Raw genomic sequence first — 23744 nt, forward strand, 5'->3', positions numbered from 1 at the left:
TACGATCGGGCGCATGCAGCTGATCGGAACCGTCGCCCCTGACCGCCCGCTCCTGGTCCTCGCCGTCGCCGAGGAGGCCGCCCACCTGGGCGAGGACCTGCCGGTCCTGCTCACCGGCATGGGCAAGGTGAACGCCGCCACCGCGCTGGCCACCGTCCTGGCGAGCGGCCCGCACCCGGCCGAGGTGATCAACCTCGGGACGGCCGGCGCGCTGCGGCCCGGGCTGGACGGTCGGATCCACCTGATCGGCACGGTGCTCCAACACGACCTGGACACCAGGGTGCTGCGGCAGCTCACCGGCCAGAGCTTCGGCGGCCCGCTCACCCTGGCCGCCGACGGCGCCGTGCTCGCCACCGGCGACCTCTTCGTCTCCGACCACGCCGCCCGCGACCGGCTGGCCGCCGCGGCCGAGTTGGTCGACATGGAGGGCTATGCCGTCGCTGCCGCCGCCCAGCGCGCGGGAGTTCCGGTCCGGCTGGTCAAGTACGTCAGCGACGAGGCCGGCGAGGGCGCGGCGAAGGCCTGGCGGGACTCGGTGGACGACTGCGCCGTGCGGCTGGCGGCTTGGGTGCGCGAGCAACTCGCCGGGCGCTGAACCACTGAGGGGGGCGCCGACCGGCGCCCCCCTCGCAGTCGCTCGACGCGCTCAGGCGCGGTTCACGCCCCGCCGGCCGTCACGATCGCGTCGGTGGCGAAGCCCAGCAGCACGCCCGCCAGGATCAGCCAGGTGGTCAACTCCTTGAGCGCCGCCCGCCGGGCCACCGCGAGCAGCTCGATGACGACGTAGAGGATCGAGCCGGCCGCCAGGCCCAGGAACGCGATGCTCAGCTTGTCGTTGACCAGGTGCTGGCCGACCAGGGTGCCGGCGAAGGTCGGGCCGCCGCCGATCAGGCCGAGCAGGCCGAGGCTGCCCCAGGACGGGCGGGTGCCCTCGGCGGCCAGCGGGGCCACGATGCCGAAGCCCTCGGTCGCGTTGTGCAGGCCGAAGCCGATGATCAGCAGCACGGCCAGCGATATCTCGCCGCGCGCGGCCGAGTTGCCGATCGCCAGGCCCTCGGCGAAGTTGTGCAGGCCGATGCCGACCGCGATCATCATCGCCAGCTCGGCCGCGCCGGCCTTCGCGCCCTCGACACCGGCCGCCTTGGCCCGCCGCCGGGCGTTCCAGCGGTCGTAGTAGACCAGCCCGACCAGCCCGATCCCCAGGCCGGTGGCCAGCACCAGCGCGCCGCTGATCGCGGTGCCCCAGTGCTTCTCGGTCAGTGCCTGGTCGGTGGGGTCCCAGGCGTGCGTGAGCACGTCCCAGATCAGGAAGATCAGGATCCCGATGGCCAGCGCGTTCAGGCCGGCCCGCAGCCGGGGCGCCGGGTTGCGCAGCCGTCCGATCGGCAGGCCGAGGTAGATGGTGAAGCCTGCGATGGCCCCGAGGAGGGCGATCTGACCGCTGGACAAGGCTTGCTCCGGTGGGGTCGGAATGAGGGTGTCGCCGCAGACAGTAAGCCAGGCAAGGCTCACCTAACAAGCCGTTGGGTCGGAGGTCTCGGCCAGGCAACGGTCGGATCACGAGGGGATTCCCGGTCGGCCATGAACAGCCCAAGAGTGGCCCAAGGAAGAGTCCCGAGTGCCTCGTAATCCCGGTGACGGTGGCCACCCGCCCGGTGCAGACTGACCCGATGCAGCACGAGAGCAGCGAAGCCGCCCCACTGCCGGTCCGGCAGATCCGCGCCGCCTACACCGAGCAGACGGTGACGGTCTACCAGGCCTACCCGCCCGCGATCGGCGAGCACGCGGCCCGGCACGGGGAGTTCCCGGCCGACTGGAGCCGCAGCCGGATGACCTGGATCAAGCCGAGCTTCCGCTGGATGATGTACCGCAGCGGCTACGGCACCAAGCCGGGCCAGGAGGTGGTGCTGGCCCTGGAGATCACCCGGGCCGGCTTCGAGTCCGCGCTCGGCCGGGCCGTCCTCTCGCACTACGACTCCGAGGTGCACGCCGACCGCGCCGCCTGGTCGAAGCGGCTGAAGGAGAGCACGGTGCGGGTGCAGTGGGACCCGGAGCGCGACCTGGACCTCAACCCGCTGGGCCACCGCTCGCTCCAACTGGGCCTGGCGGGCCGCGCCACCCGCGACTACGCCGACCACTGGCTGCGCGCGGTGCGCGACGTCACGCCGCTCGCCCACCGGGTGCGGGATCTGGTGCGGGCCGGTGACCGGTCGGCGGCCGCCGCGCTGCTGCCCGCCGAACTGCCGTACCCGCCGGTCGCGGTGGAGGTGGTCCGGGAGCTGCGGATGTCGCCGCAGGAGATCTGACGGGGCGTCGGCAAGCGGGGGGTAGACAAGCGGGGGGTAGACAAGCGGGGCGGACTCTCCGGATACTGAAGCGGGGCCACCGTTCCGATTCCACCGGTCCCGTTCTGCCGACTCCGGAGGAGCACTCCCATGTCCGAAACCGTCCTGACCCCGCGCCAGGTGCTGGAGAAGCTGTTCCACACCGTCGTGCACGGCACCCGCGACGAACTCGCCGACCTCTACGCGCCCGACGTGGTGATCGAGATGCCGTTCGCCCCGGCCGGCGCGCCCAAGGTCTCGCACGGCCGCGAGGAGTTCCGGACCCGGCTGAAGGAGCGGGCCGGCCGGTGGGTGTACACCGGTGTCGACGTCCTGCACCTGCACGACACGGACGACCCCGAGGTGGTGGTGGCCGAGTACCAGGTGCGCGGCACGGTGAGCTCGACCGGACGGCCGTTCGCCTTCACCTACATCATGGTGGTCCGGGTCCGCGACGGGCTGATCGCCGTCTCGCGCGACTACTTCAACGTGCTGGAGAGCATGGCCGCCCTGGACGCCACCCCGGAGGCGATCGCGGGCCTGATCCACGGTGACGCCTGACGGTCTTCGCGGGCCCGCCCGTCAGTGGCCGGTCGTGCTCCGGGCGGCGAGCAGGCCGAGCGCGCCCGTGACGGCCTCGTCGAACGGCTGCCGCGACTGGGCCGCCCTGGCCAGCACGTAGCCGCCCTGGACCACCGCGACGACGGCGCCGGCGGTGGCCGCCGGGTCGAGTTCCGCGCTGAACTCGCCGTTCGCGAGGCCCTCGGCGAGCAGTTCGGCCAGCCGGCCGTGCAGCCAGCCGAAGGTCTCCTCGACCGGCTGGCGCAGCATCGGGTCCGCGATCACCTCCGGGTCCTGGGTGAGCCGCCCGACGGGGCAGCCCTTGAGGACGTCCCGCTCCCGGCGCAGGTAGGCGGTGATCCGCTCCAGCGCGGTGCCGGGGCCGGCGAAGTCCGCCTCGGCGCCGGCCCGGACCTCCTGTGCGGTGCGGGTGATCGCGGCCAGCGCCAGGTCGGGCTTGCCGTCGAAGTGGTGGTACATGCTGCCCTGGCCCACTCCCGACCGCTGCTGGATCGCCTTGGGGCTGGTGCCGACGTACCCGCGCTCCCAGAGCAGCTCGCGGGTGCTCTCGATCAGGCGCTCGGCAGCGTTCGGCCCGGCGGCGTTCGGCCCGGCGGCGTTCGATCCGGAGGTGTCCATGCGAGGCATCGTACCTACCAGTAGGTACAGCGGGCAAAGGGCGGCGCTACGCCACCACCGCCGCCGTCGTGCTGCCGTACGCCTCGCGCAGCCGCCGCTGGGCCGCCTCGCCGCCGCCCAGGCCCCCGTCGGCCAGCCGGTCCAGGCCGAGCAGCGCCGCGCCGAGCACCGGGGGAGCGGTGACGATCCGAGGCAGCGCCTGCGGGGCCAGGGCGTGCAGCCGGGCGGTCAGGTTGTCCAGCAGCAGCGGGTGCTCGGCGGCCAGCACCCCGCCGCCCAGCACCAGCGGGGTCGGGGTGTCCAGCAGTTCGAGCCGGGTGAGCGCGACCCGCACCAGCCTGGTGATCTCGTCGGCCTGACGGTCGATCAGCTCCAGCGCCGCCTGATCGCCCCGCTCCGCGCAGCCGAAGATCAGCGGCACCACCTCGTGGAGCCGCTCCTGGCCCAGCTTGCGCAGGTGCAGCGCCTCGGCGACGGCGGTGGCGTCGGGCAGCCCGAAGTGCGCGGCGATCGCGGGGGCCAGCGCGGTCGCCGTACCGCGCCCGTCCTCGGCCCGGGTGGCGTGCCACATCGCCTCGGCGGCCAGCCCGCCGCCGCCGCCCCAGTCGCCGGTCAGCTGGCCGAGCGCGGGGAACCGCACGGTGCGGCCGTCGGGCAGCAGGCCGACGCAGTTGATCCCGGCCCCGCAGACCACCGCCACCCCGTACGGGGTGGCGCTGCCGGCCCGCAGCAGTCCGAAGGTGTCGTTGCTGACGGCGACCGTGCGGCCCCAGCCGTACGCGGCCAGCGCGCGCTCCAGCTGCTGCTCCTCGACCGGCAGATCGGCATTGGCCAGGCAGGCCTGGAGGTGCTGCCCGAGCGGCCCGGCGGTGGCGCCGAGCCCCGCCGCCCGGGCTGCCGCCGCGATCAGCGGCGCGAGCGTGGCGACGGCCGTCTCGGGACCGTCCAGGTGCGGCGTGAAGCCGCCGCCGCGCGCGGTGCCGAGCAGCTGCCCGTCGGCGCCGACCAGGGCGACATCGGTCTTGCTGTTGCCCGCGTCGATGGCGATCACGCCGACGGGCTCGGTGGCGTGATCGTGCGGTTCCAGCTGGTGGTGGTCCATCGTTTCCCCGGGGCTCGTCCATGAGGCCCCGGCCGGTCCGGCCGGGGCGCGGTGCATGACTGGTCGTCAGAGCCAGCTCAGGTACCGGCTGTTGTGTGCGAGCAGCCGGTCCGTCAGCTGGTCGGCGAGCTCGATCTGGCCGACCAGCGGGTGGGCGAGCAGCGCGTCGAAGACCCGGTCGCGGCCGCCCTTCAGGGCTGCCTCCAGGGCCAGTTGCTCGTAGGCCGTGACGTTCGCGATCAGGCCCCGGTAGAGCGGCTCGACCGGGCGCTGCGGCAGCACGGACACCCCGTGCGGGCCGACCCGGGCCGGGACCTCGATCACCGCGTCGTCCGGCAGGAACGGCAGGAGCCCGTCGTTGCGGGTGTTGACCACCTGCACGTCGTACCGCTCGCCGCCGGTCCCGAGCAGCGCCGCGAGCAGTTGCACGGCCGCCTCCGAGTAGAAGGCGCCGCCGCGCTTGCCCAGCAACTCGGGCTTGCTGTCCAGGGTCGGGTCCGCGTACAGGTCCAGCAGTTCGCGCTCGATCGCGGCGACCTCGGCGGCCCGCGAACCCTTCTCGCGCAGCTCCTCCACCACCTCGTCGTGCTGGTAGAAGTAGCGCAGGTAGTAGGAGGGCACCACGCCGAGCCGGCGGATCAACGGCAGCGGCAGCTCCAGGTCCGTGGCGATCTCGGGCCCGAAGCCGTCGAGCAGTTCCGGCAGCACCTCGCGCCCGGTGGTCGCCTCGGGCGTCTCCAGCAGCGTGACCCCGCGCTCCCAGGTCAGGTGGTTCAGTCCGACGTGGTCGAGCCTGATCAACTCCGGTGCCACGCCCAGGTGCGCGGCGAACTTGCGCTGGAACCCGATCGCCACGTTGCACAGGCCGACCGCCTTGTGCCCGGCCTCCAGCAGGGCCCGGGTGACGATGCCCACCGGATTGGTGAAGTCGATGATCCAGGCGTCCGGGTTGGCCCGGCGGACCTGCTCGGCGATCTCCAGCACCACCGGGACGGTGCGCAGCGCCTTGGCCAACCCGCCCGCGCCGGTGGTCTCCTGGCCGACGCAGCCGCACTCCAGCGGCCAGGCCTCGTCCTCGCCCCGCGCCGTCTGACCGCCGACCCGCAACTGCAGCAGCACGGCGTCCGCGTCCGCGACGCCCGCGGCCAGGTCGCCGGTGGTCCGCACGACGGCCGGGTGCCCCTGCTTGGCGAAGATCCGCCGGGCCAGGCCGCCGATCAACTCCAGCCGCTCGGCGGCCGGGTCGACCAGCACCAGCTCGGCGATCGGCAGCCGGTCGCGCAACCGGGCGAAGCCGTCGATCAGTTCGGGCGTGTAGGTGGAGCCGCCGCCGACGATCGCGAGTTTCAGAGACATCAGCCCTTGACTCCTGTCAGGGTCACACCTTCGATGAAGGCCTTCTGTGCGAAGAAGAAGAGAACGATCACCGGTGCCATCACCAGCAGGGTGGCCGCCATGGTGAGGTTCCAGTTGGTGTGGTGCGCGCTCTTGAACGACTGCAGGCCGTAACTGAGCGTCCAGGCGCCCTGGTTCTCGCTGGAGTAGATCTGCGGTCCGAAGTAGTCGTTCCAGCAGTAGAAGAACTGGAACAGTGCCACCGCGGAGACGGCGGGCCTGGCCATCGGCAGGATCACCCGCAGCAGGGTGCGCAGTTCCCCGCAGCCGTCCACCCGGGCCGCCTCGGTGTACTCCTTGGGGATGGTGAGCAGGAACTGGCGCAGCAGGAAGATCGAGAAGGCGTCGCCGAAGGCCATCGGGATGATCAGCGGCCAGAGCGTCCCGGTCAAGTGCAACTGCTTGGCCCAGAACAGGTACATCGGGATCACCGTCACCTGCGGCGGCAGCATCATCATCGAGATGACCGCCATCAGCGCCAGGTTGCGCCCCCGGAACCGGAACCGGGCCAGCGCGTAGGCGACCGGCAGGCTGGAGACGATGGTCAGCGCGGTGCCCGCCCCGGCGTAGACCAAGGTGTTGCGCCACCAGGTCAGGAAGCCCGGGGTCTGCCACACCTTGACGTAGTTGCCCCACTGCCAGTTCTGCGGCCAGAAGTCGGTGGTCAGCGCCTGGCGGTCGGTCATCACCGAGGTGAGGAAGACGAAGACGAACGGCATCAGGAAGAAGAGCGCCGCCGCCACCGCGGTGGAGTGCACGGCCACCCAGTGCAGGGCGGCCCGGCGCCGGGCGGCGCGCACCGCGTCGCCGTGCCTGCCGGCGCCGACCGGCTTGGCGAGCGTGGGGGTCGAAGTCAGCGTCATGCTCAGTCCTCGCTCGTCACGAAGCCGGCCCGGCGGCGCAGCAGCAGGCTGGTGAAGGCCATCGACAGGGCGAACAGGACCAGCGCCACCACGCAGGCCGAGCCGGTGTCGAAGCGCTGGAAGCCCAGGTTGTAGACCATCTGCGGCAGCGTCCAGGTGGAGCCCTGCGGAAAGCCGGGCTCGAACTGCTCGCCGGAGCCGCCGATGATGCCGCTGGCCACCTGCCCGGCCACGATGGCCTGGGTGTAGTACTGCATGGTCTGGATCACGCCGGTGACCACCGCGAACATCACGATCGGCGAGATGTTCGGGTAGGTGACGTAGCGGAACCGCTGCCAGGGTCCGGCGCCGTCCAGCTCGGCCGCCTCGTACTGCTCCGTCGGCACGTCGAGCAGCGCGGCCATGAAGATCACCATCAGGTCGCCGATGCCCCACAGGGCCAGCATGGTGAGGGCCGGTTTGGACCAGGTCGGATCGTTGAACCAGCCCGGCTGCGGCAGGTGGAGCTTGCCGAGCAGGTGGTTCACCGGCCCGGTGCCGGGGTTGAGCAGGAACGCGAAGGCGATCGTGGCGGCCACCGGCGGGGCCAGGTAGGGCAGGTAGAAGGCGGTGCGGAAGAGGCCCGCGCCGCTCTTCACCTTGGTGATCAGCATCCCGATCCCGAGCCCGAAGAGCACCCGCAGCGTCACCATCACCACGACCAGCCAGAGCGTGTTGCGCAGGCCCTGCCAGAAGAAGGGGTAGTGGTTGAAGACGTAGTCCCAGTTCTTCAGGCCGGTGAAGACGGGCGGGGCGAAGCCGTCGTACTTCATGAAGGAGAAGTAGACGGTGGAGATCAGCGGGTAGGCGAAGAAAAAGCCGAAGCCGATCAGCCAGGGGGAGAGGAACGCCAGCGTGCGGGCGGTCTCCCGGCGGCGCTTGCGGCGCAGGGCCTGCGGTACGCGCGCCGCCGGGCGGGTGGCTCGGGTCAGTGCCATCGGGGTGTCACTTCGCCTGGGCCACGGCCGCGTCGATTTCCTTGTCGGTGGCCTTCAGCCCACCGGCCAGGTCGGTCTGCTTGCCGCTCTCCACGTCGTAGGCGAAGTTCTGCAGGCTCACCTGGTACGCGCCGCCGTTGATGCTGGCGGGCGTGGTCGAGGAGTTCGGGTTCTTGGCGATGTCCAGGAACGTCTTGAAGTTCGGATCCTGGGTCAGGTTCGGCGAGTTGAGCGCGGCGACGGTGCTCGGCACGTTGTGGATCGCGTTGGCGAAGCTGACCACGGCGTCCGTGTTGGTGGTCAGGTACTTCACCAACTGCCAGGCGGCGGCCTGCTTGGTGCTGGTCCGGGCGATGCCGACGATGGTGCCGGTCTGGTAGCCGCGGCCGTAGGTGCTGGCCAGCGCGTCCGGCACCGGGAACGGCGCGGTGCCGTAGTCGACCGTGGAGTTGTCGTCGGAGATCGACTGCGTCCGCCACTCGCCGTCGATCGCCATCGCCACCTGGCCGGTCTCGAACGGGTTCTTGGCGCTGAACTCGTCACCGAAGCCGGTGCGGAACTTCTCCAGCTTGTCGTAGCCGCCGAGCTGGTTCACCAGGTCCTTCTGCCAGCTGAGCATCTGGGTGACCGTCGGGTCGTTCGCCAGGTTCGACTTGCCGCTGGCGTCGAAGTAGCCGGTGCCCCACTGGCCGAGGTAGTGCGCGGGGGAGGACTCGTAGCCGTGGTAGTCCGGCATGAAACCGAGCTGCTGGTAGCCGTCGCCGCTCGGGACGGTCAGCTTCACCGCGTCGGCGTCGAACTCGCTGAGCGTCTTGGGCGGCGCGGTGATCCCGGCGGCCGCGAAGGCCTTCTTGTTGTAGTAGAGGCCGTAGGCGTCGCCGAGCAGCGGCAGCGAGCACTGGTCGCCCTGGAAGCCGCTGTACTGCAGCATCGGCGCCGGGAAGGTGGCCTTCGGGTCGATGCCGTCCTGCTTGAGGAAGGGCGTCAGGTCGGCCCAGATCTTGTCGGTGCAGAACTTGCCCACGTTGTCGGTGGTGAACGAGGAGACCACGTCCGGCGCGTCGGGGCCGCCGGCCCGCAGCGCCTGCTCGCTCTTGTCGTCCGAGATGTTGGCGACCACCTTGACATGGACGTGCGGGTTGAGCTTCTCGAAGTTGGCGATGTTCGCGTTGATCGCGCCGGTCTCGTTGGGCTGGCTCCAGCCGTGCCAGAACGTGATCGTGACGTCCTTGCCGTTGGTCGAGGTGTCGCTTCCGGCGGAGCTCTGTCCGGTGCAGCCGGCCAGGAGCACGACGCTCGCGCCGAGTGCTATCGAGGCGAGGGAGCGGCGGGTACGGGTCTGGGACACGCGTCCTCCAGGGGGGTGCGGGGGCGGGCGGCATGGCCCGTCCACCCGGCGGGGGGAAGGTGGGGAGGGGTGGTGCGTCGGGCGGTGCTGTGTCGGGCGGTGCTGTGTCGGGCGGTGGTGCGCGTCAGGCGGTGGTGAAGGCCCTTTCCCGCGCGGCGGTCAGGGCGTGGTGCAGGGCGCCGTGCAGCACGGGGGAGCCGGGGACGGTGCTGCTGAGCAACTGGGGGCGGGGCACCGCGAGGCCGGTGAGTTCCTCGCGGACCAGCTCGCGCAGCCGATCGCCGCCGGCGGTGGGGATCCCGCCGGAGAGCACCACGATCTCGGGGTCCATCACCGCGACGACCGCGGCCAACCCGGTGGCCAGCCGGTCGGCCAGCTCTCCGAGGAACTCCTCGCCCGCGCCCGGGGTCACCAGTGCGCGTTCGATCGCGGCCTCGGCCGTCCTGCCGGACAGCCCGTGCCGCTTGGCCAGCGCGAGTACGGCGTCGGCGCCGGCCAGCTGCTGGAAGCCGCCGGAGTTCTCCCGGCGGACGTTGCGGACCACCGGCGCGCCGGGCACCGGCATGTAGCCGACCTCGCCGGCACCGCCGGTGAAGCCACGGTACAAGCGGCCGCCGATCACGATCGCGGCGCCGATCCCCTCGGCTGCCCAGAGCAGCACGAAGTCGTCGCAGCCGCGCGCCGAGCCGAGGGCTCGCTCGGCGACAGCGGCCAGGTTGACGTCGTTCTCGATCGAGACCGGCGCGCCCAGCGCCGCTCGCAGCTCGGTCAGCAGCTGCGGGTCGTGCCAGCCGGGCAGGTGCGGGGCGTAGCGCAGCTTGCCGGTGGTCGGGTCGAGCGCGCCCGGGGTGCCGATGGCGACCTCGCTCAGGCAGCCCGGCGCGAGGCCGGCCAGCCGCAGCGTCTCGGCCACCCCGTCGGCGACCCGAGCCACCGTGCCGGCGGCCTGCCGGCCCGGGGTGGGCACCTCGTGCTCGGCCAGCGTGCGGCCGGTGATGTCGGCCACCGCGAAGCTGATCTGACTGGGCGTCACATCCAGGCCCGCGACGTACCCGGCGGCCGGGTTCACCTGGTAGAGCTGCGCGTTCGGCCCCGGGCCGCCCGCCGTGGTGCCCACCGGGACCACCAGCCCGGCTGCCTCCAGGCGGGCCAGCAACTGGGAGGCGGTGGGCTTGGACAGGCCGGTCAGGGCGCCGATCCGGGTGCGGGAGAGCGGGCCGTGCTCGAGCAGCAGGTCGAGTGCCGCCCGGTCGTTGATCGCCCGTAGCCGGCTGGGGGTGCCGGGGCGGCGAGTGCTGGTGGAATCTGTCACGGGCTCGATCCTCCCTCATCGGCGCTGGCGTCGGGGTGGTGGTGACCCCTTGCGATGATTGGAAACTTTACTAACAGTCGAGGGCAGGCTGTCAATGGTTTCGACTGACCTTCGACTGACCTTCGACTGACCTTCGACGTGCAGTCCGACATCACGGTGCGGACACGACGGAGCCCCGCGACCCGGAGATCGGGGTCGCGGGGCTCCGTGACGTGCGACTTCGCGCGGAGCGCGGCGCTACGGCAGCTTGCCGAACGCCTGCTGCTCCTCCGGCGTGGGCGCCGGGATCGGCCGGACGGCCAGCGAACGGGCCGAGGCCGGATCGGAGAGCGCGGACGGCGGCAGCGCGTCCGCCGGAGCCACGGCGGCCACGGCGGCCGCGATCCCGTCCTCCTCCTTGAGCTTGATCCCGGCCTCGTCGAAGGCGAGCTTGAGGCGCTGCCGCAGCCCCCGGGTGATCAGGGTCGCCTTGCCCGGCATGGTCCTGGCCTGCACCCGCAGCACCACGGCGTCGGCGGCCACCGACTCCACGCCCAGCACCTCCACCGGCTCCCAGAGCAACTCGTCCCAGGGCGCCTCCTGGGCGAAGTCCTCGGCCGTGCGCAGGATCAGCTCGGTGACCTGGTCCAGCTTCTCCCGGTAGCCGACCTGGACGTCCACCGTCGCGGTCGACCAGCCCTGGCTCATGTTGGCGATCCGCTTCACCTCGCCGTTGCGGATGTACCAGATCTCGCCGTTCGCACCGCGCAGCTTGGTCACCCGCAGGCCGACCTCCAGCACGGTGCCGCTGGCCACCCCGGTGTCGATCTCGTCCCCGACGCCGTACTGGTCCTCCATGATCATGAAGACCCCGGAGAGGAAGTCCGTCACCAGGTTGCGCGCGCCGAAACCGATCGCCACCCCGGCCACGCCGGCGCTGGCCAGCAGCGGCGCCAGGTCCATGCCGAGAGCCGACAGCACCATCAGCGCGGCGGTGCCCAGGATGCTGAACGAGGCGACGCTGCTGAGCACCGAGCCGATCGCCGCCGAGCGCTGCTGGCGGCGCTCGGTGTTCACCAGCAGCCCGCCCAGCCGGCCGATCGAGTCGGCGTCGGCCTCCGGCTCGCGGGTCATCCGCTGTATGAACTGCGCGATCAGCTTGCGCACCACCGCCCGCAGCAGGACCGCGAGCACCACGATGATCAGGATCCGCAGCGCGCCCTCGACCCAGCTCGCCCAGTTGGCGTCCAGCCAGGACGCGGTCTGCTTGGCGCTTGAGGTCACGTCGTCCGCACTGGTCGGCAGGTGCAGCGACGGGGCCTGGGGCGGAGCGGCCGACGGGCCGGCGGCGGCCAGGGGGAGGAGGGCCGGGGGACCGGACCAGCTCACGGTGGAACCTTCCTGCAGAGGGACACGCCACCGGTCCGTGCGGGACACACCGCCCACGCGGACCGGGCACCTCAGCCTAACGCCCGTCCACCGCCCTGTTTCCCCGCCGTTTGCCCGCCGGGGGACCACGAGGTCCCGTCGGAGTGATCTTCCTGGGCCGCTCAGCGGCGTCGTGACGGCCGTTCGAGTGCGACACGGTGCGCCGCTGGGCATAGAGATCAGTACGACCGGTCGCGACCGAAGCCTCTTCGGGCCGTTACCCGGTAGTGGTGGCGCCGTACAAAGTCGTAAGGCGACACTGGGGGTGATCGCGCAGCGATGCGCGATCATCCGCTCGTCCCGGCGCGAGCCACGCGCCGCAGGCGTCCAAGGAGGCATCCGTGCCGCATGTCCTGGTCCTCAACGCGTCCTACGAGCCACTCGGCGTCGTATCGATGCGCCGCGCCCTCATCCTCGTCCTCAACCACAAGGCGGTCAGCCTGGAGGACTCGGGTGTCACTCTGCACAGCGCCACCAGCGCCGTTACGGCGCCCTCCGTGGTCCGGCTCACCCGGTTCGTCCGGGTGCCGTTCTGCGGGCCAGTACCGCTCACCCGCCGCGCACTGTTCGCCCGTGACCACGGGCGTTGCGTCTACTGCGGGGCCGCCGCGACCAGCGTCGACCACGTGATCCCGCGCAGTCGCGGCGGGCAGCACCGCTGGGACAACGTGGTGGCGGCCTGCCGCCGCTGCAACCACATGAAGGCCGACCGCCACCTGACCGAGCTCGGGTGGCGGATGAAGCGACCTCCGGCTCCGCCCAGCGGGCTCGCCTGGCGCATCATCGGAACCGGGATCAGGGACCCGCGCTGGCGGCCCTACCTGGAGCCGTACGGCGGCACGGACCAGTTCCGTGACTTCGAACACCACGACCATACCGACCACGCGGGAGCACCGGTTCCGCTGGGCCGGTCCCGTCCCGTCCACCGCGATGAGCAGCCGGAGGCTCTCACCGCCTGACCAGCGAGGGCCGAACGGTGCCTCATGGGCCGGTGGCGCGCTCGAGCGAGCGCACCACCGGCCCGCCGTCATGGTCGGCCGGTATGACGACGGCGACATCCGCGCGCTGACGGCCGGGCAGCTCGCCCGGCGCCGACCGTCATCGGGTCACGGCCTCAGTGCGTCGAGCCCGGTGAGGAGCTCGGGTCCGGCGAGGCGCCCGGGGTCGGGGCGCCGCTCGGGGGTGGGCTCGGTGTGCTGGCGGGGGGTGGGGTGGCCCCGGTGCCCGGAGTGGGCAGGGGCGTGGGGACCGGCACCGGCACCGTGGGGGTCGGCGTGCTGCTCGGCACCGGTCCCGGCACGCCGCCCGGGGTCGGCGTCGGTGCCGGCACGCCCACCGGCGGCTGGGCCGGGGGCGCCACGGTGCCGCCCTGCTCGGTGACCCCGTAGAGCTCGAGCCCGGACAGCGAGTAGCCGTCCTTGGTGGCCCGGCTGACCCCCTGCATCCGCAGGTAGAGGGCTCCGGGCGCGTCGAACCGGACCGTCTCGGTGCCGCCGTGCCCGTTGGCGACCGTGGCGACCGTGGTCCAGGTCTTCCCGTCCGCCGAGGTCTCCAGCCGGTAGGCACTGGCGTAGGCGTCCTGCCAGTGCAGCACCGCCTCGCCCAGGTGGGTGGCCTGCGGCAGCTTCAGCTGCACCCAGGCGTTGTCCGTGGCCGGCGAGGCCCAGCGGGTGTTCGGGTCGCCGTCGTTCACCGCCGAGGACGGGAGCTTGGACGTCAGGTCGCCCGACGAGCTCGCCGTCGCGCCGCGCGCCAGGTCGGGCCCGCCGGTCGGCGGCACCACGTGCACCTGGAGGGTCTGCTGGATGGCCACCGAGCCGGCGGTGAAGCTCACCGGCACCTGGTAGGTGCCGGACGGGGTGCCCGCCGCCGCGCTGACCTGCACCGGAGTGCTGGCCCGCCCGCCGCGCGGCAGGCTGACCGGGGTGCCCGGCTGGCCCGGGGCGGGGGCGGGCGCCACGGTGATGCCCTGGACCCCGCTCGGGGCCGCCGCCTGGAGCAGGCCGGTCGTGCCGTCGGGGCGCAGCGCGTCCACCACGGCCTGGGTCTGGGCGGGCGCGGGGGCGCCGGCGATCACGTCCAGCACCGGGTCGACCAGGGTCAGCCGGGCCACCGGGGTGTCCGCGTACCAGGGCACGATCTGGTTGACCACCGGTGCGTCGCCGCCCGGCTGCCAGGTCAGTCGCACCGCGTCGGTGGGTCGGCCGCCGGCCGGCAGCTCGTTGTAGCCGGGGCGCAGGGTGCCGATGTCGCGCCAGCTGCCGTCCGGATCGTGCACCGACACGGTGGCGGTGGCCCGCACGGTCGGGTCGGTCAGCACGGTGAGCCGGTCCAGCGGCCGGGGCGCGCCCAGCTCGATGCTGAGCGGGGCGTCGGTGACGGTCGGCGCGGCGGCCGCCCGGTAGGCGGTGTCGGGGTCGCCGTCCAGCACCGTGGCGGCCGAGGAGCCGGGCAGGGCGGCCGGGCCGCCGGAGACGGTGACGTTCACGCTGTCCGGCGCGGTCACGCTGAACTCGCGCACCGCGACCGCCGTCTGCTGGGTCTTGGTGGCGCGCAGCCGGACCGCCTTGACCAGCACACCGGCCGGCAGCTGGGCGGTGACCGTCTTCTGCTGGTGCACCGTCGTCAACTGGTGCCAGACGGCGTCGTCGCCGACGTACTCCAGCACCCCGTCGTGCAGGTAGTCGTTCGCCGCGGCCGCTGTATCGTCCCCGATCGGGGCGGCACTGCCGGGCCCGCCCGCACCGTCCGTCGAGCCCATCCGCACCGTCACCGAGGCCACCGGGCGCCCGTCACCCAGCGCGACACCGATCGCGTCGCCGGGCTGCGGCGGGGCCGAGGTCCAGTAGAAGGTGTCGGGCGAGGCGTCGGCCATCAGCGCCGGGGGGTGGCCGTTCGCGCTGCCCATGGTGGTGGTCGCGCTGAGCTGGCCGGAGCTCACCCCCGACCAGCTGTCGGCGGCCTGGGTGGCCCGGTCCAGGAAGGGGTCCAGCACCCCGGCGCCGACCGTCACCGGACCCTGGGCGGCCAGCTGGGTGCGCAGCGCGCGCAGCTGCACCCGGGCCTGCCAGGCGGTGGCGCCGTCACCTCCGTGCTGGGCCAGCAGCATGTCCAGGGCCGCCTGCCCGGCCTTGCCGTACAGGCTCAGTCGGTCCAGCCAGGGGCCGGCCTCCGCGGCCAGCGGGCCGGCCCCGGCCGGTGAGCCGCCGCGCAGCGCGTCCGGGGCGCCGGCCATGGTGCCGAAGGCGGCCCGCAGCGGGTCGGCGGCCTGCTGCAGCCGGCCGAGGTCGACGGCGCCGCCGGCGGGCTGCAGCGCGGACCAGAAGGCGTCGAGCAGCGGGGTCAGGTAGCCCGACTCCTGGGAGGAGAGCGGTGACGAGGAGCTGTTGCCGGCCAGCGCGCCGATCGCGGCCAGCGCGGGGCCGGCGTCGGTGGCGGCGGCCGGAGTGGCGCCCTGGACCGGCCCGAACTCGGCCGCCAGGGCGCGCAGCGCGTACCGCCAGGAGGCGTCGGACTGGTAACCGGTCGGGTTCCAGGCGTAGTCGGCGGCGGTCGACAGCGGGATCTGCGAGGCGGTGGGCTGCTGCATCGCCGCCGTAAGCAGCATCGCCGAGCGGCTCGCCACCTCCGGGTCGCGCCCGGTGTAGGGGCCGAGGAAGAGCCGACCCGGGGTGGAGTCGTTGACCGGGTAGTTGTCCATGGTGACCAGCGGGTGGTCGAAGAGGCGCCCGGTGTCCGCGGTCTGACCGGCGGTGATCTTCCCGGGGATCACCCCGACCCCGCTCCAGGCGATCTGCACCACCTTCGGCAGCGCGGCGGCCAGCGCGGTGCGGTACGGGCTGGCGCCCTGCTGGTGGAACTCGGTGGGCACCACCGAGAGCGAGGCGAGCGCCGGATCCGGGTCGATCAGCCGCCGCTGGACGGCGGCCGCCAGCTTCGCCTGCGCCTTGGCGGCGGCGGCCGGCCCGGTGCCGAAGGCGTCCTGGTCGGCGGAGCAGTGCCAGTCGTCGTAGCTGACGTCGTCGAACTGCAGCTGGAAGGCGCCGAATCCGAGGTCGCGCATCGCCGAGAGCTTGCCGATCAGCGCGTCCAGGTCCTTGCCGGAGCTGAAGCAGAAGTTCTGGCTGGGGGAGACGGCGTAGCCGAGCGTGACGTGGTCGGCTGCGGCCCGCTGGGCCAGCGCCTTCAAGTCCTGTGCCTGCGCCTGCGGGTAGGGCTGGCGCCACTGGTCCTGGCGGTACGGGTCGTCACCGGGGGCGTAGAGGAAGAAGTTCTGCTTGGTCCGGCCCAGGAAGTCGATCAGGTCGAGCCGCTGGGCGGTGGTCCACGGGGTGCCGTAGAAGGACTCGGCGGTGCCGCGCAGCGCTGCGCCGGTGGGCCAGTCGCGGATCGTCAGACCGGGGAAGCCGTAGCCGCCGCCGTTCTGCCCCTGCCCGGCCGGCACGGCGGTGAGCAACTGGCGCAGGCTCTGCGCGGCGTAGAAGGTGCCGGTGGCGTCCACTCCCGCGAGCACCACCGCACCGTAGGAGCCGCCGGCGATGGGCAGTTGACCGGCCGCCAGCACGTAGCCGCCGGCCGGCAGCCCGGCCGGGCCGCTCGCGCCCAGCGCTTGCAGCGCCTGGGCGGCGCTCGGGTCGGGCTGCTCGGCGGGGCCGCCGAAGTAGACCACCAGCGAGCCGGCCGTGGGCGGCGGGATCGGCGTGCCGGGGACCAGCGAGGAGGGGACCACCACGCTGGTGGCGCCCGCCTCACCGAGCACCTCGCGGACCGCCGCCAGCGCGCCCGGGTCGGCCTGGCCGCCGGTCACCAGGGTCACCTGGGCGGGCACCGTCACCGGCTTGCCGCCCGGCGTCAACTGCTGTGGCTGTGGGAAGACCTGGGGGCTGGTCAGACTCCCGAGCGGAGTGCGCACCGGGGCGCTGACCGCGTACCCGGCGCCGGTGCCGGCCGCCGCCGTGGCCGGGGCGGCGGCGACCAGGCCGCCGATCACCGCGGCGGCCGAGAGGGTGGCGGCGATCCGCAGCGCGGCCCGGCGGTGCGTCAGGGCCTGTGCGACGCCCGTGCCGGTGACGGTCCGTCCACTGATGGTCCGTCCGCTGGGGTGGCGCTCGGCGCGCACCGCGGCGAGCAGCGGTTCGGTGCCCTTGAGGTCGGCGATCAGCCGGTCCGCCGCCCGCGGGGCGACCAGGCGCGCGGTGCGGGCGGCGGACCGCCGGGTGACATGGACGGCGGGATGCTGCAGGACCTCACGCAGAGCCGGGCTTGCTTCGAACTGTTGCCGCAGCCGCTGACCTGCGGCGACGGACACACGGGTCTGCACGGGGGCCTCCTCGCGGCCGGGGGCGGGCGGCCGAACGGGGTGATCGACGGGCTCGCGACGACTGCTTTCCCGGCCCCCCTGCCGAACCCGCCGACCTCGCGGCCCCAGCCCACCAGTTGGCTGCTCCCACTGTCAACGTGAGCCGGTCCGATGGCCGTTCCATCCCCTTTTGTCCGGTGCTGAACCGGCTTTCGTCCGGCGCCCGGACCCGATCACTTCCCCACCTCCGGCGCGCCGCCGCGGATGCCGACCGGACCGGCCGGGTAGGAGTGGAGCTGACGAACACTCTGCCGCCGCAGGAGTCACACCACACCCGCGAAATTGTCCCCGAGTCCTCCAGGAGACCGTGTTGGCCGCCTATCTCCACCGCTCCGACGAACAGCCCGACGAGTCGTCAGGTCCGGCCGCCGATACCGCCGCCGACCTGCCCACTCCCGCGCTGGCCGCCCTCGCCCACGCGCACGGCGTGGACAGCAGCTACGACCCGGGCGACGGCGTGCCGGTCCGGGTCGGCGCCGGCACGCTGGTCGACGTGCTGGCCGCGCTCGGCGTGGACGCGAGCACCCCGCAGGCCGTCGAGCTGGCGCTGGCCGAGCACCGGGCCGCCGTCGCCGCCCGGCTGCTGCCGCCCTGCCTGGTGGTCCGCGCCGGGCGACGCACCGCGCTCGACGTGCCCGCCGCCGCGCGGCTGAGCATCACCCTGGAGGACGGCGGCAGCTGGCAGCTGGCACCGGCCCGCTCGCACTGGCTGCCCGCCGACCTGCCGCTGGGCCGCCACACCCTGCACCTGACGCTGGCCGACCGGGCCGCGACCACCACCCTGATCGTGGCCCCCGACTCGCTCGCCCCGCTGCAAGGGCGCGGCTGGGGCTTTCTGACCCAGCTCTACTCGGTGCTCTCCGAGCGCTCCTGGGGCATGGGCGACCTCGGCGACCTGGCCGAGCTCGCCCAGTGGTCGGCCGGCGCGCTCGGCGCCGACTTCCTGCAGCTCAACCCGCTGCACGCGGCGTTGCCCGGCACCCCCTCCGACCCCTCGCCCTACCGGCCCTCCTCGCGCCGCTTCGCCGACCCGGTCCACCTGCGGATCGAGGCGGTCCCCGAGTACGCCTACACCGACGCCGCCGACCGGGCCGAGCTGGCCGAGCTGGCCCAGCAGGGCGGCCGGCTGCGCGCCGAGGTGCTGGAGCACGACGGCCTGATCGACCGGGACGCCGTCTGGGCGGTCAAGCGCGAGGCGCTGCGGCTGCTGCACGCCGTCCCGCGCGGGCCGGGCCGGGAGGCCGCCTACCAGAGCTTCGTCCGGAGCGAGGGCGACTGGCTGGAGCAGTACGCGACCTGGAACGCACTGGCCGAGCTGCACGGCAGCGACTGGCGGCACTGGCCCAAGGGGCTGCGCCACCCCGGCACCCCGCAGCTGGCCGCCGCCCGCGCCGAGCTGGCCGAGGCCGTGGAGTTCCACCGCTGGCTGGCCTGGTTGCTGGACGAGCAGCTCGGCGGGGCCCAGCAGGCCGCCGAGCGGGCCGGGATGGCCGTCGGCCTGATCCACGACCTGGCCGTCGGCTGCCACCCGAACGGCGCGGACGCCTGGGCGCTGCAGGACTACCTGGCCGCCGGCATCTCGGTCGGCGCCCCGCCGGACGCGTTCAACGCGCACGGCCAGGACTGGGGCCTGCCGCCCTGGCGCCCGGACACGCTGGCCGCCGCCGGCTACGCCCCGTACGCCGAGCTGCTGCGCGCCGCTGCCCGGCACGCGGGCGCGATCCGGATCGACCACGTGATGGGCCTGTTCCGGCTCTGGTGGGTCCCGGCGGGCCGCCCGCCCACCGAGGGCGCCTACGTCCGTTACGACGCCGAGGCGATGCTGGGCGTGCTCGCCCTTCAGGCGCACCGGGCCGGCACCGCCGTGATCGGCGAGGACCTGGGCACGGTCGAGCCAGGGGTGCGCGAGGAGCTGGCCGCGCGCGGGGCGCTCGGCACCTCGGTGCTCTGGTTCGAGCGGGACTGGACCGGCAAGGAGGGTGCCAAGGGCGCGCCGCTGGCCCCCGAGCGCTGGCGGCCCGGCTGCCTGGCCACCCTGACCACCCACGACCTGCCCAGCACCGCCGCCCGGCTGTCCGGCGAGCACGTCCAGCTGCGCCATCAGCTGGGCCTGCTGGCCCGCCCGCTGGCTGCCGAGCAGCAGGCAGCCGTCAGCGAACTGGCGGACTGGCGGGAGGAGTTGACCAAGATCGGATTGCTCGCCAACGGGGCCGAGCTGGACCAGGCCGCGCTCTACCGGTTCCTGCTGGCCACCCCGGCCGAGCTGGTCGGCGTCTGGCTGCCCGACACGGTCGGCGACCCGCGCCCGCAGAACCTGCCCGGCACCTGGGACCAGTACCCGAACTGGCGGCTGCCGATCGCCGACGCCGGCGGCCGCCCGGTCACCCTGGAACGGCTGGCCCGGGCAGCGGGCGCCGCCGAGCTGGGCGCCCTGCTCGCCGCCGGGCTGCCGGCCCGACCCGGAAGGCCGACCCCGCCGAGCGATGCCCAATAAAGGGCGGGTACGTTGAAAAACGTGGACAAGAGGAATGCTTTGCGCGCCGGTGCGGTCTCCGCGGCGGCCACGCTGATGATGCTGCTGTCGTCGCCCGCCTTCGCCGCGACCAAGGTCGCCACGACGGAGCAGGCCAGCCTGGGCGTCGGGGCCGCGATCGGACTGTACGTCGGGATCCCGGTCGTGCTCTTCGCGGTCATCGCCGGCCTGGTGATGCTGGGTACCGCCAACAGCGCCAAGGGCACCAAGAAGTAGTCGGTCCGACCGCCCCGCCACCTCACCACCCGGTGCAGTGGCGGGGCGGTCGCGTGCTCACGCCCCGGCCCTGCCCAGCAGCACGCCCGCCAGGTAGGTGACCGCCATAGCGAGGCCGCCGCCCAGCACGTTGCGCGCCACCGAGGGCCGCACCGGCGCCTCGCCCAGCCGAGCGCCCGCCCAGCCGGTGAGCAGCAGCGCGCAGAGCACCGCCGCCACCGTGACGGGCACCCGCAGCCCGGCCGGCGGCAGCACGATCGCCAGCAGCGGCAGCAGCGCGCCGATCGTGAACGAGACGAAGCTGGCCCAGGCCGCGTGCCAGGGGTTGACGATCTGCTCGGGGTCGATGCCCAGCTCGACCCGGGCGTGCGCCGTCAGCGCGTCCCGGGCGGTGTACTGCTCGGCGACCTCCCTGGCCAGCTCGGGGGTCAGCCCGCGCTCCTCGAAGAGCCCGGTCAGCTCCACCAGTTCGGCGTCCGGCTGCTCGGCCAGCTCGCGCTCCTCGACCGCGAGCGCCGCCCGCTCGGAGTCCCGCTGGGCGCTCACCGAGACGTACTCGCCGGAGGCCATCGAGAGCGAGCCCGCCAGCAGCCCGGCCAGCCCCGCGGTCAGCAGCGTGTTGGCCGACGAGGTCGCGCCGGCCACCCCGACCACCAGGCCGGCGGTCGACACGATCCCGTCATTGGCCCCGAGCACGCCGGCCCGCAGCCAGTTCAGCCTGCTGCTCAGGCTGCCGGCGTGGTTCTCCGCGTGCCCGATCTCGTCCATCGCCTCAGTCTTGCCACAGCCGCCGCCCCGAAACCCTGATCCGGCGCGGTCGCGGCGTGTCGTGCTGCCGGACGGTCGCCGGCTCAGCTCACCAGATGGCGCGCCACGCCGGGGGTGCCGAGGCGGCGGCCGTCCGGCAGCACCGCCAGGGCCTCGTACCCGTCCTTGGCCGTCACCCAGTCCAGCGCCCGCAGCGGGCCCATCGCGAAGGCGGCGGTGGCGTAGGCGTCGGTGCGGGCCAGCCGGGGGCCGATCAAGCTGAGCGAGAGCAGGCCGCGCGCGGGGCGGTCGGCCTTCGGGTCGATGATGTGCTCGCCGCGCTCGGCCGTCCCGGAGGTGGCCACCGCGAAGCCGTCGGCCCGCGCGTCCTCGCTCAGCACCGCGGCCAGCTGCCCGGCCCGGGTCGGGTCGGCGACGCCCACCCGCCACGGCCGTCCGGGCGCCGCCTGGCCCCTGGTCTGCACATCGCCGCCGCCGGTCACGCTGTGGTGCCGGTAGCCGGCCGCCAGCAGCAGCTCCGAGGCCCGCTCGATCGCCCAGCCCTTCACCCAGCCGGACGGGTCCAGCCGCCCGCCCGGGCGCGCGGTGAACCAGCCGCCGGTCTCGGTGGCGACGGCCGCGCAGTGCTCCAGGGCCTCGCCGACCAGCGGGTCGCACTGGCGCAGCGTCAGCTCGCCGCGGCCCAGCCGGCTGATCTCGCTGCCGGGCAGGTAGGTGGAGAAGAGGGCGTCCAGCCGGTGCAGTTCGGCGAGCGCGGGCCCCAGGATGCCCGGTTGCCCCGGCTCGGCGTCGCGCACCGCGAAGGAGAAGACGGTGCCCATCGCCGCCTCCGCGTGCGTCAGCATCAGTGCACGCCGGCCTGGTCGAGGGCGCTCTGCAGGGAGCGGGTGTAGCCGTCGCTGGTGTAGGTGGCGCCGGAGACCGAGTCGATCCGGGCGTTCCCGGCGGCGATCGCCTCCTGGTTCAGCTGGGGGAGCGCGTAGCTGTTGATCTCCTCGTCGCGGTTGGACTCGCTGGGGTACTGGAGCACGTCGACCTTGCTGAGCTTGCCGCCGGTGAGGGTGATCCGGACCTGGACCGGGCCGTACCGGGTGTCGACGGGGCTGCCGGTGACGGTCCTGGTCCCGCCGCCGCTCGCGGCACTGCCGGCGGCGCTCGGGCTCGGGCTCCCACCGGTGCTCGGGGCCGTGCCCGAGCCGGTGCCGCCGCTCGACGGCTGATCGGCCGGCGTCGCGGCCCCGGTGTCCGAGGAGATCACCGGCAGGCTCTGCGCGGAGGCGCTGCCGTGCGGCTTGAGGGCGAGCAGCAGCACCACGCCGGCCGCCGTGGCCGCGGTGGTGACGATGGTTCGGCGCATCGGCTCAGGCTCCTTCAGAAGACGAACGACTCATGGTGGATCCGCCGGCGCGGCACCCCCGCCGCGCACAGCGCCGTGATCACGGCGGTGGTGAACTCCTCGGGACCGCAGACGAAGACCTCGTGCCCGGTCAGCTGCGGTACCAGTCGCTTCAACCGCGGCGCCGTGAACGGATCGCCCACCTGCGAGCGCCGCCCCAGCAGGAAGTTCAGCTTCGCCCGTCGCCGTGCCGCCACCGCCTCCAGTTCCTCGCGGAACAGCACGTCCTGCTCGCTGCGGGCCCGGTAGAGCAGGGTCAGCTCGCCGGGCCGGGCGGGCAGCGTCTCGAAGAGCGCGCGGATCGGCGTGATCCCGACGCCGGCCGCGATCAGCAGCACCTTGCGGGCACCGCGCCGGCGCGCGGTGAACGCCCCGTACGGGCCCTCCGCCCGCACCCGCACGCCGGGGCGCAGCGCCGCCACCGCCCCGCTGTGCCCGCCCAGGTCCTTCACGGTGAAGCGCAGGAAGCGCGGGTGCGGCGGCGCCGAGAGCGAGTACGGGTTGGCCGCCCAGCGCAGTCCCGGCACCAGGAACTGCAGGCGGAAGAACTGCCCGGGCTCGCAGCGCAGTTCGTCCAGCCGCTCGCCGGTCAGGTAGACCGACACCACCCCGGGCGCCTCGGGGCGCACCTCGGCGATCCGCAGCCGGTGCCGGCGGTCGCTCAGGAACGGCACCACCAGCCGGAACCAGCCCAGCAGCGCGAAGGATCCCAGGTAGAGCGCCCACCAGCCGAGCATCCCGACGCCCTGGTTCAGGTCGGCGCCGTTGGTCAGCTGGTGGGCGAAGGCCAGCGCGATCGCCAGGTAGGTCGCCAGGTGCAGGTAGTACCAGGCCTCGTAGCTCAGCCGGCGGCGGGCGGCCCGGGCCGAGACCGCGCCGGTGCCGAGCAGCAGCAGGGTGCCGAAGGTCGCCTTGAGCATGTCCGGGTAGTGGAAGACCAGTTGCACGCTCTCGGGGACCACCCCGGTGTGCGCGGTCAGCGCGTACCCCCAGATCACCGTCAGCACGTGCACGGTGACCAGGCCGACCAGGTAGCGCCCGCCGAGCGCGTGCCAGCGGGCCAGCCGGTCGGCGCCCACCTCGCGCTCCAGCACCGGGATCCGGGCCATCAGCAGGAGCAGCACCGGCGCCGCGTAGCCGGCCAGCAGCCCGGTGATCCGGGCCGCGCCGGTCAGCCACTCGGCGGACCCGGTGACCGCGAAGGTGTCCCGCCACCAGAGCGCCAGCACGGCCGCGGCGCCCGCGGCGATCAGCACCGGCACCAGCGTGGCCAGGTCGACGGTGACCGAGTCGTGGGTCGCCGCGGGCGTGGGTGCGGCACGGCGTGCGCGGCGGTGGGTGGCGGTGCTCACCAGCGGTTCTCCTCCGATCGGGACATCGCCACCCTGCCACCGGAAGCTATCAATTCGCTCTGAACCCGAACGGCCTTCGGCCGGGAGATCCGGCGTCTGCGCAGGTCAGAGCGGTATGGCCGGGCCGGGGATCTCACGGCATTCTCATCGGGCACCCGCAGACTGCCCAGGGTCCGGGAGAATGTCCGGACC

At 73.5% G+C, this 23744-nt stretch carries 20 protein-coding genes; 6 read left to right on the forward strand and 14 right to left on the reverse strand.

Going from position 1 to position 23744, the window contains the following annotated elements:
* The first annotated feature begins 13 nt into the window (after window positions 1-13).
* Complete coding sequence (locus ABH937_RS05000; RefSeq protein WP_280688755.1) at window positions 14-595, forward strand: nucleosidase; 582 nt, start codon at window positions 14-16, stop codon at window positions 593-595.
* A gap of 62 nt (window positions 596-657) precedes the next feature.
* On the opposite strand, the gene ABH937_RS05005 is transcribed toward ABH937_RS05000, so the two are convergent.
* Entirely contained in the window at window positions 658-1449 is a 792-nt protein-coding gene (locus ABH937_RS05005) for a ZIP family metal transporter (protein WP_280688756.1), read from the reverse strand.
* Between the two features lie 221 nt (window positions 1450-1670).
* Between ABH937_RS05005 and ABH937_RS05010 the strand changes: the two genes are divergently transcribed.
* Together ABH937_RS05010 and ABH937_RS05015 are read left to right on the forward strand one after the other, a co-directional pair.
* Window positions 1671-2306: a DUF4291 domain-containing protein gene (locus ABH937_RS05010; protein WP_280688757.1), complete on the forward strand. Its 636-nt coding sequence runs from the start codon at window positions 1671-1673 to the stop codon at window positions 2304-2306.
* A gap of 129 nt (window positions 2307-2435) precedes the next feature.
* The gene (locus ABH937_RS05015; protein WP_280688758.1) at window positions 2436-2885 is read left to right on the forward strand and encodes a nuclear transport factor 2 family protein; all 450 of its coding nucleotides are present in this window, start codon (window positions 2436-2438) and stop codon (window positions 2883-2885) included.
* 21 nt (window positions 2886-2906) lie between these two features.
* Here ABH937_RS05015 and ABH937_RS05020 read toward each other — a convergent pair whose 3' ends face one another.
* The 8 genes from ABH937_RS05020 to ABH937_RS05055 all read right to left on the reverse strand — a co-directional run bounded on the left by ABH937_RS05020 (window position 2907) and on the right by ABH937_RS05055 (window position 11889).
* Window positions 2907-3524, reverse strand: a complete 618-nt coding sequence (locus ABH937_RS05020) for a TetR/AcrR family transcriptional regulator (RefSeq protein ID WP_280688759.1) — start codon at window positions 3522-3524, stop codon at window positions 2907-2909.
* Between the two features lie 46 nt (window positions 3525-3570).
* Window positions 3571-4626, reverse strand: a complete 1056-nt coding sequence (locus ABH937_RS05025; RefSeq protein WP_280688760.1) for an N-acetylglucosamine kinase — start codon at window positions 4624-4626, stop codon at window positions 3571-3573.
* Between the two features lie 66 nt (window positions 4627-4692).
* Window positions 4693-5976, reverse strand: coding sequence for a 6-phospho-beta-glucosidase (locus tag ABH937_RS05030; RefSeq protein WP_280689037.1), 1284 nt, complete (start codon window positions 5974-5976; stop codon window positions 4693-4695).
* A 5-nt stretch (window positions 5977-5981) separates the two neighbouring features.
* The gene (locus ABH937_RS05035) at window positions 5982-6884 is read right to left on the reverse strand and encodes a carbohydrate ABC transporter permease (RefSeq protein WP_280688761.1); all 903 of its coding nucleotides are present in this window, start codon (window positions 6882-6884) and stop codon (window positions 5982-5984) included.
* A gap of 2 nt (window positions 6885-6886) precedes the next feature.
* The gene (locus ABH937_RS05040) at window positions 6887-7861 is read right to left on the reverse strand and encodes a sugar ABC transporter permease (protein WP_280688762.1); all 975 of its coding nucleotides are present in this window, start codon (window positions 7859-7861) and stop codon (window positions 6887-6889) included.
* 7 nt (window positions 7862-7868) lie between these two features.
* Window positions 7869-9209 carry an extracellular solute-binding protein gene (locus tag ABH937_RS05045; RefSeq protein WP_280688763.1) on the reverse strand — a complete coding sequence of 447 codons (1341 nt, stop codon included), beginning with the start codon at window positions 9207-9209 and terminating at the stop codon, window positions 7869-7871.
* Between the two features lie 124 nt (window positions 9210-9333).
* Window positions 9334-10521 carry an ROK family transcriptional regulator gene (locus ABH937_RS05050; protein ID WP_280688764.1) on the reverse strand — a complete coding sequence of 396 codons (1188 nt, stop codon included), beginning with the start codon at window positions 10519-10521 and terminating at the stop codon, window positions 9334-9336.
* A gap of 237 nt (window positions 10522-10758) precedes the next feature.
* Window positions 10759-11889: a mechanosensitive ion channel family protein gene (locus tag ABH937_RS05055; RefSeq protein WP_370146231.1), complete on the reverse strand. Its 1131-nt coding sequence runs from the start codon at window positions 11887-11889 to the stop codon at window positions 10759-10761.
* A 380-nt stretch (window positions 11890-12269) separates the two neighbouring features.
* Between ABH937_RS05055 and ABH937_RS05060 the strand changes: the two genes are divergently transcribed.
* Window positions 12270-12887 carry an HNH endonuclease gene (locus ABH937_RS05060; RefSeq protein WP_280688765.1) on the forward strand — a complete coding sequence of 206 codons (618 nt, stop codon included), beginning with the start codon at window positions 12270-12272 and terminating at the stop codon, window positions 12885-12887.
* Between the two features lie 155 nt (window positions 12888-13042).
* Here the strand turns inward: ABH937_RS05060 and ABH937_RS05065 are convergent, their stop codons facing one another.
* Window positions 13043-17248: a beta-N-acetylglucosaminidase domain-containing protein gene (locus ABH937_RS05065; RefSeq protein ID WP_370217344.1), complete on the reverse strand. Its 4206-nt coding sequence runs from the start codon at window positions 17246-17248 to the stop codon at window positions 13043-13045.
* A gap of 349 nt (window positions 17249-17597) precedes the next feature.
* On the opposite strand from ABH937_RS05065, the gene malQ reads away from it, so the two are divergent.
* Both malQ and ABH937_RS05075 read left to right on the forward strand, forming a co-directional pair.
* On the forward strand, window positions 17598-19781 hold the full coding sequence (gene malQ, locus ABH937_RS05070; protein ID WP_370217345.1) for a 4-alpha-glucanotransferase: 2184 nt from the start codon (window positions 17598-17600) through the stop codon (window positions 19779-19781).
* Window positions 19782-19802: 21 nt separating this feature from the next.
* Window positions 19803-20036, forward strand: coding sequence for a hypothetical protein (locus ABH937_RS05075; RefSeq protein ID WP_370146236.1), 234 nt, complete (start codon window positions 19803-19805; stop codon window positions 20034-20036).
* 57 nt (window positions 20037-20093) lie between these two features.
* On the opposite strand, the gene ABH937_RS05080 is transcribed toward ABH937_RS05075, so the two are convergent.
* From ABH937_RS05080 to ABH937_RS05095, 4 genes are all read right to left on the reverse strand, one after another.
* Complete coding sequence (locus ABH937_RS05080; protein WP_280688768.1) at window positions 20094-20804, reverse strand: VIT family protein; 711 nt, start codon at window positions 20802-20804, stop codon at window positions 20094-20096.
* An 83-nt stretch (window positions 20805-20887) separates the two neighbouring features.
* Window positions 20888-21649 (reverse strand): FAD:protein FMN transferase, encoded by a 762-nt coding sequence (locus ABH937_RS05085; protein ID WP_280688769.1) that lies wholly within the window; start codon window positions 21647-21649, stop codon window positions 20888-20890.
* The gene (locus ABH937_RS05090) at window positions 21649-22161 is read right to left on the reverse strand and encodes an FMN-binding protein (RefSeq protein WP_280688770.1); all 513 of its coding nucleotides are present in this window, start codon (window positions 22159-22161) and stop codon (window positions 21649-21651) included. The genes ABH937_RS05085 and ABH937_RS05090 overlap by 1 nt, the downstream gene beginning before the upstream one ends.
* 14 nt (window positions 22162-22175) lie before the next feature.
* Window positions 22176-23552 carry a ferredoxin reductase family protein gene (locus ABH937_RS05095; protein WP_280688771.1) on the reverse strand — a complete coding sequence of 459 codons (1377 nt, stop codon included), beginning with the start codon at window positions 23550-23552 and terminating at the stop codon, window positions 22176-22178.
* Window positions 23553-23744 lie beyond the last annotated feature (192 nt).

Origin of the sequence: Kitasatospora sp. GAS1066B (assembly GCF_041262605.1) — a bacterium.
In the GTDB taxonomy this organism is placed as follows: Bacteria; Actinomycetota; Actinomycetes; order Streptomycetales; family Streptomycetaceae; genus Kitasatospora.